14 protein-coding genes are annotated in these 14,224 nt (G+C 72.9%); 9 read left to right on the top strand and 5 right to left on the bottom strand.

Translation table 11 applies throughout. The annotated features are described in order from the left end of the window. Window positions 1-13: 13 nt before the first annotated feature. From OG417_RS31665 to aroB, 3 genes are read right to left on the bottom strand one after another with little or no spacing between them, the layout of a single operon-like run. On the bottom strand, window positions 14-1,117 hold the full coding sequence (locus OG417_RS31665; RefSeq protein ID WP_329236305.1) for a sugar phosphate nucleotidyltransferase: 1,104 nt from the start codon (window positions 1,115-1,117) through the stop codon (window positions 14-16). A 21-nt stretch (window positions 1,118-1,138) separates the two neighbouring features. After that, window positions 1,139-3,133 carry a TIM barrel protein gene (locus OG417_RS31660; protein ID WP_329236303.1) on the bottom strand — a complete coding sequence of 665 codons (1,995 nt, stop codon included), beginning with the start codon at window positions 3,131-3,133 and terminating at the stop codon, window positions 1,139-1,141. Continuing rightward, window positions 3,130-4,302, bottom strand: a complete 1,173-nt coding sequence (aroB, locus tag OG417_RS31655) for a 3-dehydroquinate synthase (RefSeq protein ID WP_329236300.1) — start codon at window positions 4,300-4,302, stop codon at window positions 3,130-3,132. The genes OG417_RS31660 and aroB overlap by 4 nt, the downstream gene beginning before the upstream one ends. Before the next feature lie 277 nt (window positions 4,303-4,579). Here aroB and OG417_RS31650 point away from each other — a divergent pair, with 277 nt between their 5' ends. Genes OG417_RS31650 through OG417_RS31635 form a run of 4 tightly spaced genes read left to right on the top strand, consistent with a single transcriptional unit; the run spans window position 4,580 to window position 9,217 of the window. Then, the gene (locus OG417_RS31650; RefSeq protein WP_329236298.1) at window positions 4,580-5,500 is read left to right on the top strand and encodes an SDR family oxidoreductase; all 921 of its coding nucleotides are present in this window, start codon (window positions 4,580-4,582) and stop codon (window positions 5,498-5,500) included. Then, window positions 5,497-6,921 (top strand): trehalose-6-phosphate synthase, encoded by a 1,425-nt coding sequence (locus tag OG417_RS31645; protein ID WP_329236296.1) that lies wholly within the window; start codon window positions 5,497-5,499, stop codon window positions 6,919-6,921. The genes OG417_RS31650 and OG417_RS31645 overlap by 4 nt, the downstream gene beginning before the upstream one ends. Continuing rightward, window positions 6,921-8,180, top strand: coding sequence for an aspartate aminotransferase family protein (locus tag OG417_RS31640; RefSeq protein ID WP_329236294.1), 1,260 nt, complete (start codon window positions 6,921-6,923; stop codon window positions 8,178-8,180). The genes OG417_RS31645 and OG417_RS31640 overlap by 1 nt, the downstream gene beginning before the upstream one ends. Window positions 8,181-8,212: 32 nt before the next feature. Further along, on the top strand, window positions 8,213-9,217 hold the full coding sequence (locus OG417_RS31635; protein ID WP_329236292.1) for an alcohol dehydrogenase catalytic domain-containing protein: 1,005 nt from the start codon (window positions 8,213-8,215) through the stop codon (window positions 9,215-9,217). A gap of 63 nt (window positions 9,218-9,280) precedes the next feature. Here the strand turns inward: OG417_RS31635 and OG417_RS31630 are convergent, their stop codons facing one another. After that, complete coding sequence (locus OG417_RS31630; RefSeq protein WP_329236290.1) at window positions 9,281-9,670, bottom strand: MerR family transcriptional regulator; 390 nt, start codon at window positions 9,668-9,670, stop codon at window positions 9,281-9,283. 88 nt (window positions 9,671-9,758) lie between these two features. Here OG417_RS31630 and OG417_RS31625 point away from each other — a divergent pair, with 88 nt between their 5' ends. After that, window positions 9,759-10,424, top strand: a complete 666-nt coding sequence (locus tag OG417_RS31625; protein ID WP_329236288.1) for an SDR family NAD(P)-dependent oxidoreductase — start codon at window positions 9,759-9,761, stop codon at window positions 10,422-10,424. 5 nt (window positions 10,425-10,429) lie between these two features. Next, complete coding sequence (locus tag OG417_RS31620; RefSeq protein WP_329236286.1) at window positions 10,430-10,603, top strand: hypothetical protein; 174 nt, start codon at window positions 10,430-10,432, stop codon at window positions 10,601-10,603. 7 nt (window positions 10,604-10,610) lie between these two features. Here OG417_RS31620 and OG417_RS31615 read toward each other — a convergent pair whose 3' ends face one another. Beyond that, window positions 10,611-11,300, bottom strand: coding sequence for an HAD family hydrolase (locus tag OG417_RS31615; RefSeq protein WP_329236284.1), 690 nt, complete (start codon window positions 11,298-11,300; stop codon window positions 10,611-10,613). A 166-nt stretch (window positions 11,301-11,466) separates the two neighbouring features. Here OG417_RS31615 and OG417_RS31610 point away from each other — a divergent pair, with 166 nt between their 5' ends. From OG417_RS31610 to OG417_RS31600, 3 genes are all read left to right on the top strand, one after another. Then, complete coding sequence (locus OG417_RS31610) at window positions 11,467-11,832, top strand: histone-like nucleoid-structuring protein Lsr2 (protein WP_329236282.1); 366 nt, start codon at window positions 11,467-11,469, stop codon at window positions 11,830-11,832. Between the two features lie 31 nt (window positions 11,833-11,863). Next, the gene (locus tag OG417_RS31605) at window positions 11,864-12,256 is read left to right on the top strand and encodes a histone-like nucleoid-structuring protein Lsr2 (RefSeq protein WP_425550844.1); all 393 of its coding nucleotides are present in this window, start codon (window positions 11,864-11,866) and stop codon (window positions 12,254-12,256) included. Between the two features lie 961 nt (window positions 12,257-13,217). Beyond that, the gene (locus OG417_RS31600) at window positions 13,218-14,207 is read left to right on the top strand and encodes a glutathione S-transferase family protein (RefSeq protein WP_329236280.1); all 990 of its coding nucleotides are present in this window, start codon (window positions 13,218-13,220) and stop codon (window positions 14,205-14,207) included. The last annotated feature ends 17 nt before the right edge of the window (window positions 14,208-14,224 follow it).

The following is a 14,224-nucleotide window of genomic DNA, read 5'->3' as shown; positions in this document are numbered from 1 at the left end:
CAGGGGGTCGGCGTCAGGCGGGTTCCAGCCCGGTCAGGCCGCTACGCGGTCCGGTCACCTCCTCACCGGCCGCGGCGATCGTCTCGGCGAGCCGCGCGCCGGCCCGGACGCGGGCGCCGGGCAGCACGACGGAACGCTCGATCCGCGCGCCGGGCTCGACCACGCAGCCGGGGAACAGCACGCTGGACCGTACGTCGGCCTCGCCCGGCACGACGACGCCGTCGCCGAGGAGGCAGCGCGTGTCCGCGTCGAATCGCGGGGGAGCGCCGGCCAGTGTCCGGGGCAGATCGGCCGGCGGCAGCGGGCCCGCCCGGTCCAGCAGCCTCATCTGCTCCAGGTGGTAGCGCTCCACGGTGCCGATGTCGGCCCAGTAGCCGGAGACCGGGTACGCGAGCACGTGGCGGCCGTCGGAGATCATCGCGGGCAGCACGTCACGGCTGATGTCGTGCCGCCAGCCGTCCTCGCCGAGCGCCGCCAAGGCGCCGAGCACCTTCTCCAGCACGTCGGCGCGGAACAGGCAGAAGGCGGTGAAGACCAGGTCCGACGTCGGCTCGGCGGGTTTTTCCACCAGCCGCCGCACCCGCAGGTCCGCGTCCACCTCGACCATGCCGAACAGCCGCACGAACCGGCGTTCGATCCGTTGCACGCCGATCGTCACGTCCGCGCCCGCGTCGCGGTGCGCGGTCACCATCGGCCCGTAGTCGAAGGTGTAGACGTGGTCGGCGTGCTGCACCAGCACGTCGCGGACGCCCGGCGCGAACACGTACTCGGCGTTGGTGAGGAACGCGTCGGCGGTGCCGGACTCGGGCGGACGGGGCGGCAGCGGCACGCCGGGCGGCGGGCCGCCCGAACGCACCAGCGCGTCGTGCGGGCCGAAGTGGACCCGGACGCCCGCCCCGTCCCAGTGCGTGGCGAGGTGCTGGACGAGGTCCCGCTCGCGGTGCATCGACAGGAGCACCACCTCCGGGATCCCGGACCGCGCGGCGTTCGCCACGCTGAAGTCGACCAGGCGGCAGGACGCCGCGTAGGGCACGAGGGGTTTGCACATGTCGTCGGTCAGCCGGCCCATCCGCTCGCCGAGGCCGCCGGCGAGCAGTGCGGCACGGACGTCACGCATCATCGATCCCTTCCGCCGTGGTCACCAGGTGCGGCCCTGCGGGGCCCCCTGGGGCAGCAGGTCGCGCAGCAGCCGTACGGAGCCCGCCGCGCTCTGTTCGCGCGGCAGCAGGGCGTCCTCGTGCTCGACGTAGAGGACGCCGCGGAAGTCCTCGTCGAGCAGCGCCGACACGATCGCGGGCCACGGCATCTCTCCGGCGCCCAGGGCGCGGAACCGGATCGGCGGCCCGGGCCCGTACCGCGACCATCCGGCGCCGGGCGGCGGCTCGGGGCGGTCCCAGCGCTGCAGGTCCTTCGCGTGCGCGGCGCCGAGGCCGTCGCCCCAGCCGCGGACCGCGTCGACCGGGTCGTGCCCGGTGGCGGCCAGGTTGGCCGGGTCCACGCACAGCCGTACCGAGGCCGACGGCTCGGTCCCGGCCGCCGCGTCGAGGAGCTGCCGGGCGCTGGCCCGGTCGTAGACCACCTGCTTGGGGTGCGGCTCGACGAGCAGCGTCACGCCGTGCTCGGCGGCCAGCCGCAGGATCGGCCGCGCCTCCTCACACCAGGCGGCGATGTTGTCGGCCCAGCTCACCGTGCTGTGCCACCACGACAGCCAGCGCGCCACGTCCGGCACCCCGTACATCAGCCGGACGTGAGGGGCGCCGAGGTCGGCGGCGAGCCGTACGGTGTCCAGCGCCGACCGCAGCGCGTGCTCCCGTTTGCCGGAGGCCGGGCCCGCGACGACCGGGTCGGTGTGCGGCCCGTGCGGCCCCAGCAGCAGCTGGCTGTCGCGGCTGTTGCTCACGCACTCCACCGCGGCGTCCGCGACCAGCGTGCGCAGTTCCGCCCGGTATCCCTTCTCCCGTGCCCAGCGCGCCAGGTCGACCAGGCCCGACGTGCTGTCGGTGGGCAGGTCGACCGCGTCCACGCCGCAGCGCGCGGCGTGCTCCAGCGCGGCGTCCAGCCGCGAGCCGCCCCAGGCCGCGAGGCACAGCCCGACCTTCACCGGCCGGTCACCGGTGCTCCGCCGGCGCACGGGGCGCGTGCGGCGCTCCGGCGGATCGAGGTCGAGCAGTCGCACGGCGCGTCCCACCGCGCCCGCGGGCGTCACCGCCTCCCCGTCGTGGGCGAGGCTCCGCAACGCCGCGCGCACGGTCTCCACCGGCCGGTCCACCGGCACGACCTCGGCGGCGCCCAGCTCGGCGCGCAGCCGCCGGTCGAGCTCGGCCAGCAGGGGAGGGCAGCCGCGCAGGACGCCGCCCCCGGCGGCCACCGACCAGGCGCCGGTGAGCCCGGCGCGGTCGCGGGCGGCGCGGACGCCCACGACGAGTTCGCCGACCGCCGCGGACACCAGCGTGGCGGCCATGGCGTCACCGTCGAGCCAGGCCTCGCAGACCGCGGGCGCCAGGGCGGCGACCGCGGCCTTGGGGAACGCCTCGGCGGCCAGCGCGCGGGCGAGCTCCCCCGGTGACCGGCCCCGGGAGAGGCCGGCCAGCCGGGCGGCGATCGCGGTCGCGGGTCCGCGCCCGTCGGCGGCGCGGACGGCGGCGCGCAGCCCGTCCAGGCCGAGGGCGAAGGCGCTGCCCTCGTCGCTGCCCAGGTACTCGCACCCGCCGACCCGGTACAGTGCGTCCGCGCCGTCGGCGGCGGCGAATCCCGAACCGGTGCCGCACACCAGCACGACGCCGCGGCCGGAGAGCGGCGGCGCGACCAGCCAGGGCACGCAGTCGTTGGAGACCAGCAGCCGCCCGCGCACCCCGGCCGCGCGGGCGAGGTCGCGCAGGCGGAGCGGCTCGTCCTCGGCACCGGTCAGGTCGACCGCGGCGGTGGCGATCCACCCCGTCCCGTGCCTCCCGTCCAGCGCCGCGGCGACGTCGCCGAACAGGTCGCGCAGGGTCCGCGCCGCCGGCCCGGCCCCGACCGAGGCCGGGTTGACCGGCCCGTACGTCCTGGCCTCCCCGCTCCCGGGCAGGATCGCCGTGGTCGTACTGCCGCCCGCGTCGACCGCCCACAGAACTTCTTCGCTTCGTTCGGTCATGGGCGGCCCGCCGGGACGTGGTCGGCGGCGGTGCGCAGCAGGGCCTGCCGCACCTCGTCGTCGGTGACGTCTTCGGCGATGAGCGTGGTGCCCAGCTCGACCGGGAGGACGAAGCGCAGGCTCCCGTCCCGGATTTCGCGGATCTTGTCCAGCGCGCCGAGCACGTCCTCGATGGGCGGCACGGAGCGGAGCTGTTCGAGGCGCACCGGAAGGCCGAGGCGCCGGATCAGGTCGACGATCCGCTCGGCGAGCGCGGCGTCGAGCAGGCCGCGGGCGCGGGAGATGTCCAGCGCCACGACCATCCCGTACGCGACCGCCTCGCCGTGCAGGACGGGCCCGTAACCGGTGATCGTCTCGACCGCGTGGCCGACGGTGTGCCCGAAGTTCAGCGGGCGGCGCAGGTCCACCTCGTACGGGTCGCGGCCGACGAGTTCGGTCTTGATCGCACTGGCGGCCCGGACGAGCGGCCCGACCGCCGAAGAATGGCAGCGCACCAGTTCGTCGGCGTGCCGCTCGATGTATTCGAAGAGTTCCGGTGAGGCGATTATCGCCTTTTTCAGCGCTTCGGCAAGCCCCGCGCGGGCCTGCCGCGGATCGAGCGTCTCCAGGAACTCCAGGCAGGAAATGACGGCACGTGGCTGGTAGAAGGCGCCGACGAGGTTCTTGGCGGCATTGTGGTCGACGGCCACCTTTCCGCCGATGCCGGCGTCGACCTGGGCGAGAAGGGTCGTGGGGACGTTGACGTACGGCACGCCGCGCATGAAGGCGCTCGCGACCCAGCCGACGGTGTCCATGATCATTCCGCCGCCGAGGGCCACCACCACGTCCCGGCGCGCGAGGCCGAGCTGAGCCAGCCAGTCGATGAGACGGTAGGCGGTGTCCAGGCTCTTGCTGCGCTCGCCGGCGTCGACGACCATGCTGCCCAGCAGGAGTCCACGCTGGTCGAGGGTCTCGGTGATCCGATAGGCGGGTAGTGAGGCGACGGTGCGCTCGGTGATCACCGCGGCGCGGCGGCCGTCGAGTTCGTCGATCAGGACGTCGGTCGCGGCCGACGCTTCGGGCACCACATGGATGCGGTAGGTGTCCCGTCGTTCGAGGCTGACCTCGATGGCCGACGAGATCGCGGACAGGGGGATCCGGTCACGAACGATATAGCTGTTCTCCGCCATCGGACTCCTTTTTTACCAAGATCCACCAATCGGGTCAGGAGGTGCCGCACCGGTGCGAGAGTAACCTTCTCGACTCAATGTTTATCAAACACGACTTTTGGCCAAAGATCGTGATGATGCACTTGAGCGAGAGCGCCGTTCCCGGCGCCGAACCAGTGACGCCGCCGGTACGAGGCGCGCCGACCGACGGACACCGATCACCTCGACCGACGAATCAATCCGGAAACCGGCCGTTCATCCCCGAAGGCGCGTACCGCGAGGCCGGACCGTGCTGACGATGGTCGTCGGCAGCGGCTACCTCGGTGGCCGCATCGGTGCCCGCACGCGCGCGCTCGGCGGCCGGGCGGTGCTGTGCTCCCGGCGCCCGCCGGCCGCCCGGTCCGCGGACGGCACGCCCTGGAGCGAGCTCGACGTACGGGACGGCCGCGCGTGCGCCGAGGTGGTGCGGCGCCTCGCGCCGGACGCCCTGGTCGTCGTGCACGGCCCCTCCGACATCACCTGGTGTGAGCGCCACGCCGACCAGGCCATGGCCGCGCACGGCGCCGGCGCCGCCAACCTCGCGGCGGCGGCCGACGGGCGGCCCATCCTGCTGATCTCGACCGACAACGTCTTTCCCGGCACCCGCCACAGCTACGGTGAGTCCGACCCGGTGGCGCCCGCCAACGCGTACGGGCGGGCCAAGCTGGCCGGCGAACGGACCCTGCTCGACACCGGCAACGCCCTGGTGCTGCGGGTCAGCCTGGTCTACGGCTGGGACCCCGACGGGCACCGGCCCAACTACTTCACCACCTGCGTGCGCGGCCTGCGGGACGGCCGTCCCGTCGTCGCGCCCGCCGACCACTGGAACACCCCGGTCCTGGTCGACGACGTCGCCGCCTGGACCGGCGCACTGCTGCACGCCGGGCGCACCGGCGTGCTCCACCTGGGCGGGCCCGAACGCCTGTCCCGGTACGAGTGGGCCGGCCGGATCGCCAAGGGACTCGGCCTGGACGGCCGCTCGATCCGCCCGGCCGGCAAGGCCGGTACGCCGTACGCCTGCCGGCCGGACAACGCCTGCCTGCACAGCGAGCGGGCGGCGGACCTGCCGGAGCTCGCCGGGCTGCGGCCGGTCGACGTCGACGAGGGCACCCGCCGGCTGGCGTCCGTGGCCCTCGCCGGAGCGAAACCCGAACCACGAACTGCGGAGGATCGCCTGTGACGAAACGCGTCTTCCTCGCCAGCAAGCGCGCGGTGGTGAGCTACGCGCCCGATCCGGAGACGGGGCAGCTGCGCGCGTGGCTGGCCCCGGGCGGCACGGGGAACGTCGTCGCCGAGCAGGCCGGTTACCTGGACGTCGCGTGGATCGTCAGCGCGGACAGCGACGACGACCACCGGGCCGCCCTGGAGAACCCCGACGGCATGCGCATCGAGCTGCCCTCGGGGCGCGGAGTGCGCCTCCACCTGCTGCGGCACGACCGCGAGACCTTCCGCGTCGTGCAGAACTTCCTCACCGCCGAGCTGATGTGGGCGGGCAACAACTACGGCTGGGACCGGTGGACGCAGCCCTCGTTCGGCGCCGAGACCCGGGCGGCCTGGGAGCGGTTCGCGGAGTTCACCCAGGACTTCGCCGGCGAGATGCTGCGGCGCTCCGAGGGCGAGCCGGACCCGGTGTTCCTCGTCCACGACTACCAGCTCGTCTGCGTCCCCGCGCGGCTGCGGGAGCGGCGGCCGGGCGCGCCGATCCTGCTGTTCGTGCACATCCCCTGGCCCGCGGCCGACTACTGGCGGATCCTGCCGCGCGCCGTGCGCACCGGCGTGCTGGAGGGCATGCTCGCCGCCGACACGATCGGCTTCTTCGCGCGCCGCTGGAGCGCGAACTTCCTCGCCTGCGTCGCGGACCTGCTCCCGGACGCCGAGGTCGACACCGAGGCCGGCACCGTACGGCGCGGCGGGCACCTGACCCGGGTCCGCACCCAGCCGCTCGGCTACAGCCCCGAGACGCTCCACCGCCGCGACGCGCGGCTGCCCGACGGCATCGCCGAGTGGGCCGGCGACCGCCCGCTCGTCGTGCACTCCGGGCGTACCGACCCGATCAAGAACGGGGAGCGCGCGGTACGCGCCTTCCTCCTCGCCGTCCGGCGGGACGAGCGGCTGCGCGACGCCCGGATGCTGGTGCGGATGAACCCGAACCGGCTGTACGTCGAGGCCAACGCCGAGTACCAGCGCCGCGTGGAGAAGGCCGTCGCCGAGGCCAACGCCGAGCTGGGACCCGACACCGTGCGCACGGACTGCGACAACGACGTCGGCCACACCTTCGGCTGCTTCGAGCGCGCCGACCTGCTGGTGTTCAACTCCACCGTCGACGGCCAGAACCTCAGCGTCTTCGAGGCGCCGCTGGTCAACGAGCGCGACGCCGACGTGGTGCTGTCGGAGCTGGCCGGCGCGGCCGAGATCCTCGGCCCGGTGTGCCGCACGGTCAACCCCTACGACCTGGTCGAGCAGGCCGACGCGATCGCCGCCGGCCTGCTCGCCCCGCCGGCCGAACGCGCGGAGGCGGCGCGGCGCCGCCGCGAGACCGCGCGGCCGTGGACGCTCGAGTCGTGGGTCACCGCCCAGCTCGCCAGCCTGGACGTGCGCTGATGGAGGCGGCCGACGCGCGGGTCTTCGCCTACTACGAGCTCGGCGACGCGGAACTGGTGCACGGCGAGGGGGTCCGCGTGTGGGACTCCGAGGGCCGGGAGTACCTCGACTGCGTGTCCGGCACCTTCAACCTCGTGCTCGGGCACAACCACCCGGCCGTGCTCGCGGCGGTGCGCGGCCAGCTCGACGACCTGGTGTTCGCCAGTTCCTCCTTCCGGACCACGCCGACCGACCGCGTGATGGAACTGCTCGTGGAGTTGAGCCCGCCGTCGCTCACCCGGGTCAACCTGCGCAGCACCGGCGGTTCGACGGCCAACGAGGGCGCCATCAAGATCGCTCAGTGGCTCACCGGGAAGCGCGACGTCATCGTGCCCTTCCGCGGGCACGTCGGCCAGAGCATCGCCGCCACCAGCTACAACGGCACCTCCCGCATGCGGGAGCCGTTCCCGTACCACCTGCCGGGCGCCGTGCACGTGCCCGAGCCGTACTGCTTCCGCTGCTTCTACCGGCAGACGCCGGACACCTGTGGGATGTGGTGCGTCGACCGGATCGAGGACTTCATCACCTACGCCAGCTCCGGCAGCGTGGCGGCGATGATCATCGAGCCGATCAGCGGCGTGGGCGGCAACGTCGTGCCGCCGCCGGGCTACCTCGCGCGCCTCAGGGAGTTCTGCGACGAGCGCGGGATCATCCTGATCTTCGACGAGAACCAGACCGGCCTCGGGCGGACCGGCAGCCTCTTCGCCGCCGACCACTTCGGCGTCGCCCCGCACATCATGACGCTGTCGAAGGGCCTGACCGGCAGCGGTTTCCCGCTGGCCGCCATCCTCACCGAGGAACGCCTGGTCGGCATGCCGCGCTCGATGCACGGCTTCACCTACGGCAGCCACACCCTGTCCGCCGCGGCGGCCGTCGCGACGCTGAACGAGGTGCGGCGCCCGGAGTTCCTCGCCGGGGTGCGGACCAGCGGGGCCGCCCTCGTGGACCGGCTGCGCGGGCTCCAGGACGACTTCCCGTGCGTCGGCGACGTCCGCGGCGTCGGCCTCATGCTGGGCGTCGAACTGGTCGAGCCCGACGGCTCACGCTCGAACCGGCTGGCCACCGCGCTGAACAAGGCGCTCACGGACCTGCGGGTCATCACCCGGGTGTCCGAGCACGGCCTGGGCAACGTCATCGAGCTGCGGCCGCCGCTGGTGCTGTCGGTCGAGGACGCGAACCTGGTCGCGGACCGGTTCGGTGAGGCGCTGGAGACGCTTTGACGCCCGGCGCCGAACCGGCCACGCGGACGCCCGTGAGCGTCGAGCTGACGCCCGCCGGGCCGCGCCTGTCCTGCGAGCGGCCACGGCGCCCGGACACGCCTCACGCCGTGCTGGTCGAGCCGGCGCTCGTCGGCGTCTGCCGCTCCGACCTGAAGGAGATCGGCGGCCGGCGGCCGGGCCCGAGCCAGTTCGGCCACGAGCTCGTCGGGCTCGTGACGCGCAGCTCGACGCCGCTGCTGCCGGTCGGCTCGCGGGTCTGCCTCGACCCGAACGTCCCGCTGCGGCGCGGGACCGGCTTCGCCCGCCGGATGTGGGCGGGCGGGGAGGCCTCCGCGCTCGCGCGGGCGCTGCCGGCGGCCCCACCGGGAGTCGGCGAGCGGCGGCTGGTCTTCGCCGAGCCGCTGGCCTGTGCCGCCCACTGCCTCACCATGACCCGCCGCCACCTCGGCACGGGCGATCTGCGCGGCGCGCGGATCTGCGTGCTGGGCGCGGGCATGGCGGGCGTGCTGATCGCCCGGCTGGCCGAGGCGGACGGCGCCCGCGTGCTGCTGGCCAACCGCGACCGGGACCGGCTGGACTTCCTCGCCGGGCGCGACGCCCTCCCGTCCGGCGGCGGCGCGCCACTGTCCGAGACGCCCGGCGGCGCGTACGACGTCGCGGTGGTCGCGACGAGCTTCGTCCTGCCCGGGCTGCTGGAGCGCGCCCTGACGTGCGTACGCCGCGGCGGCCTCGTCATGCTGTACGGCGGCACCGCGCCCGGCGACCACCTACCGGGCCTGCCCTGCGACCTGGACCGCGTACGGCGTTCCGAACTGGCCGAGCCGGTCGTGTGGCAGGGGCGCCCGGCGCTGGTGGGCGGCAGCTACGGGACCACGCGTGAGGACTTCGAGCACGCGCTGGGCGTGCTGTCCGGCGCGCCGGACGGCCTCGGCGTCGAGCGGCTCGTCACCGCCGAGGTGTCGCTGGCCGAGCTTCCCGCGACGCTGCGCCGCCTCAGCGAGGAACGGTCGTTCGGCAAGGTGCTGATGCGTCCTTGAGCTCGGCGCGGTTCCCGCCGACTGGCACGCACACCGGACGGCCCGCGAACGCGTCGCAGCCGGTCATCGAAGCCCGAGCCGGGCGTCGCCGCCGGGGCGCCGCAGTGCGGCGTCGAGCATGGTGTCGATCGCGTGCTGGGACGACTGGAGCCGGGTGATCGTATCGGCGATGCGCCGGCGCTCTCGCCGCAGGTCGGTGACCATTCCCGGGCAGGACGACGGGACGAGCCGCTCACCGTCGTCGTGAACGCAGTGCAGCAGCCGGGCGATGACGGTGGTGGGCAGGCCGGCCGCCAGCAGAACGCGGATGTGACGCACCGCGGTGACGTCCGATTCGGCGTACTCCCGGTAGCCGTTGGCCAGCCGTCGCGGTCGGAGCAGGCCCTGTTCCTCGTAGTAGCGCAGCAGTCGCCTGCTGACCCCTGTCCGCTGAGCCAGGGCACCGATCCGCATGTGACTTCCCGCTCCGAGGTTGACCTTCTCACCGATGTGACACCTTAACGTCCCGCTTGTCGGTCATCATCCAGCGAAGGAGCCGGTCATGCCGGGAGCAGTGGTCATCGGAGCCGGACCGGGGATCGGCCGGTCGGTCGCCCGGAGATTCGCGCGCGAGGGCCTGCCCGTCGCCCTCATCGCGCGGAGCCCCGGAACGCTCGCGGGCGTGGCGGAGGCCGTCTCACCGTTCGGTGTGCCCGTCGTCACGCTGACCGCCGACAGCGCCGACGAGACGGCGCTGCGCGCCGCACTCGACGCGGCGTCCGGCGAACTCGGCCTCCCGGACGCCGTCGTCTACAACGCGGCGCTCATCCGCCCGGACCGGCCCGGGGAACTGCCCGTGCGGGCCCAGCTGGACGCCTGGGCGGTCAACGTGGTCGGAGCGCTCACCGCCGCCGCCCACGTCGCACCGGAGATGGCGCGGCGCGGGAGCGGTTCGTTCCTCATCACCGGCGGGATGCCCGAACCGAAGGCGGCCTATGTCAGCCTGTCGCTCGGCAAGGCGGGCGTACGAACGCTCGTGGACCTGCTCGACGAGGAGTACGGGCCCTCCGGCGTCCACGTGGCCGGTGTCACCGTGGCCGGTCCCGTCGCCCCGGGCACCGCCTTCGACCCGGACGATATCGCCGAGCACTACTGGCGGTTGCACACCCAGCCGCGGGACCAGTGGCGACGAGAGGTTCTCCACGGCGCCGAACCGGCAGGCCGGTAGCAGCTGTGACCGGTGCGGGCGGCTCGGCCATGAGCCGGCACGGGCATCCCGGGGAGGTCAAGGACGATCTTGTCCTGTCGTGGTCCCCGGGCGGCGGCCGGGCGTCGATCAGACGGGTCGTCCCCTCGCCGGCGACGGGGATGCCGGTGAACCTTCTCCTGTCCGGCCTCTCCACCTGAGAACGGTCTACAGCGCGAGGCGGAGCACGGCCGAGAGCCCGCGGGGGGTGGTCACGTCGCGTTCGCTCGGAAGCAGGTAGACCGGCAGGCCCGCGCGTACCGCCGCGCCGTCCTTCACCGGGTCGTCGCCGACGTACAGCACGCGCGACGGAGGGGCGCCCAGGCGCTCGCACGCGAGGGCGAACAGCGCGGGGTCGGGCTTGGCGACCCCCTGCTCGCAGGAGAGGACGACCGCGCGCAGCGAGGCCAGCGCGCCGACCCGCTCGAAGGCCGGCCGGATGTCCCAGCCGATGTTGCTCAGCACCCCGACGGGCACACCGGCGTCGCGCAGCGCGCCGAGCACCGGGACGGTGTCCGGGTACGGGCTCCAGGCGCCGGGGTCGGTGAGACAGGAGTAGACGGCCTCGGTCAGCTCCGGACCGAACGGCCCGGCCTCGGCGATCAGTTTGGTCCAGATCGTCCGGTGCGCCTGCTGGGACAGGTCGCAGCCCTCGCGGGCGGCGAACCCCTCGGGTGAGTCGACGTGGCGCAGGGTGCGCCGGATGACGTCCCCGGCCTCGGCCGGACCGAGGGTGACTCCCTGCCTCGCGGCCGCCGTGACCAGCGCCGTCGCGTCGAGGACCCCGGTGTCGTCGAACAGCGTCCCGGAGAAGTCGAACAGGACCGCTTCCACACGTTCGCCCGCTGGTTCGCCCACGGCGACAGCATAGAGAACCGCGCGTGTCGCACAAGATCCGGACGCCGGACGGCGGCGACGGCGGCCGGACGCCATAACCGACGCGTCGAGGCCGCCCGGATGCCCCTTCTGCGGGTGCCGAAATACTATCCTTGCTCAGGCAACGTCCCCGAGAAAGGAACGATTAGTGGCAACCAGGGTCATCATGGTGGATGATTTCGACGGTCATGACGGCGAGGACGTCGCGAAGCGGGATTTCGAGATCGGCGAGACCACTTACACCATCGATCTCGGTGATGAGAACTTCAAGAAACTGCAAGAGGCGATCGAGGTCCTCAGGCCGTATCTGGAGAAGGCGACCCGGGTGAAGCAGGCGGGCCGGTCTCGTCGGCCCACCGCCGACACGGCCCCTCGCCTGCGCGGATACTCTAATAGTGACGTGCGTGAATGGGCCAGGCAGGAAGGCGTCGAGGTCAGCGCGCGGGGAAAGATCGGTGATGAGGTCTATGAGAAGTTCATAGCGGCTCACCCCGACGCCAACCCGGATGACTGACTGGCCGTGAGAGACTGCAGGAGATATTGAGATGGCACAAGAAACGATCGTTCGGCTCCTCGATGACATCGACGGCAAGCCGGCGGACGAGACGGTGAGCTTTTCACTCGACGGCGTCCCCTACGAAATCGATCTCAGGACGAAAAACGCGGACAAGCTTCGCAAGGTGTTCGCGCCGTACGTTGAGAAGGGGCGCAAGGCGGGCCCTCGCCGCACCGGACGCGGCGGACGCGGCCGCACGGCGCACAACCGTGAGCGGGCTGCCGACATCCGGGGCTGGGCGAAGGAACACGGGATCTCCATCAACGACCGGGGCCGGATCCCCGCGGAGATCGTCCAGGCGTACGAGGCGAAGGACCCCAGCCGGGCCAAGAACCCCGGCGGAAAGGTCCCCCAGACGAAGTTCCAGGCCGCGGGGCGCTGACCGGCCTCGCCGCCGTCCGGCCCGCCCGGCACGATGATCGCCACCGAGCCGCCGCCGGACCGGCCGCCGCCGGGCGGGCCGGGCACCGACTGTCGCGCGTGACCGCGGCGCCACCACAGCGCCGCGGACCGCCGATGCGGGACCTCGCGCCGCTCACCGCCGGCGCCGCGGATCGGGAAGATCCCTTCGAGTGCGATCCGCGGTCACGCGGGTCGTGGCGTACGCCTGCCCGCCATCGGCCGTCCCGGGCCCTGCAATGGAGGTGCGGCCTTGGGTTCTCACGGTCGGCGCAGCGGCCGTTCACGGAAGTCGATGAAGCTCGCGGGGGGCGGGCCCGCCTTCATCGTCCGTGAATCGCAGCGCGCCCTTTGGCCGGGCGGCGGAGATCATGCTGATCGAAAAGGCGTTCTCCTCCGTCTGTGCGCGGACCGCGGTACAGATCTGGTTCATCCCGCGCTCTCTCGCGTCGGGATCTTGCGCATACGCTCCCATTGCGGCCCGCACCACGCGGGTGGGGCACTACGGACGAATATGGCGGACGCCGCCCGGTGTCCGGGGGTCCTCTCGCCGACGTCCTTGCGGCCCTCGCCATCTTCGGTTTCGGGTCTCCTTGTGGGGGCCGAGAATATGTTCACCCGAGAATGCCGGAACAGCGACACCCTTACCCTCGCAGCCATCGGGCGGCGCGACCCTGAACTCGGCCGGATCTCGTGCCGTGCCGACATCTGGACGGTGTCAGGAATCACTTACGTTGTGGGGCGTTGTGGGTCGGACCAGGCGCTACGTGAGCCGCCGTGACCTGGCCCGGCCCCGGGTCCGCTGGAGCGGGTTCCAGGCGCTCGCCCGCCCGCGCGGCGAATGAGGCCCGATCCCCGCCGGGCCGGGGCGACCGGGGCGTGGTGAACGAGGTCCGGCCGTGGGTAGGGGCTACCGTGTTGTCGGTGGAAAGGCGGAGGGTCGCATGAATGCCGATGGGTCCGAATACGTCCGAGATCAGCGTTATCTCACCACGCGTATCACCGCCGACGGGCGGGACGGGTATCCCGTCGAGCCCGGACGCTACCGGCTCGTCGTCAGCCGGGCGTGTCCGTGGGCCAACCGCAGCGTCATCGTGCGGCGGCTCCTAGGGCTGGAGCCGGTGCTGTCCATGGGCGTCTGCGGGCCCACGCACGACGAGCGGAGCTGGACCTTCGACCTCGATCCCGGCGGCCGGGACCCCGTGTTGAAGATCGAACGGCTCCAGGAGGCCTTCTTCGCGCGCGACCCGGACTATCCGCTCGGGATCACCGTGCCGGCCATCGTCGACATCCCCACGGGCAAGGTCGTGACGAACGACTTCGCCCAGATCACGCTCGACCTGTCCACCGAGTGGAGGCGGCACCACCGGCCCGGCGCGCCCGATCTCTACCCCGAGCGACACCGGGACGAGATCGACGCGATCAACGCCGACGTCTACCGCGACGTCAACAACGCCGTGTACGAGGCCGGGTTCGCCAAGGGGCAGGACGCCTACGAACGCGCCTACCGCAAGCTGTTCCGGCGCCTCGACCTCCTGGAGGAACGCCTCGCGACCCGCCGCTACCTCGTCGGGGACACCATCACCGAGGCCGACATCCGGCTGTTCACCACGCTCGTCCGCTTCGACGCCGTCTACCACGGGCACTTCAAGTGCAACCGCAGCAAGCTAGCCGAGATGCCGGTGCTGTGGGCGTACGCCCGGGATCTGTTCCAGACCCCCGGATTCGGGGACACCATCGACTTCCCGCAGATCAAGGAGCACTACTACGTCGTCCACCGCGACGTGAACCCCACCGGCGTCGTGCCTCTCGGCCCGGACACCTCCGGCTGGCTCACCCCGCACAACCGGGAGCACCTCGGCGGACGGCCGTTCGGCGACGGGACGCCGCCCGGCCCGGTCGCCCACGGCGAGGCCGTGACCCCCATCGGCTGACCCCGCCACCGTCCGCC

The sequence above is a fragment of the Actinoallomurus sp. NBC_01490 genome (assembly GCF_036227085.1).
GTDB lineage: Bacteria > Actinomycetota > Actinomycetes > Streptosporangiales > Streptosporangiaceae > Actinoallomurus > Actinoallomurus oryzae.
This window is presented reverse-complemented; position numbering and strand designations above follow the sequence as displayed.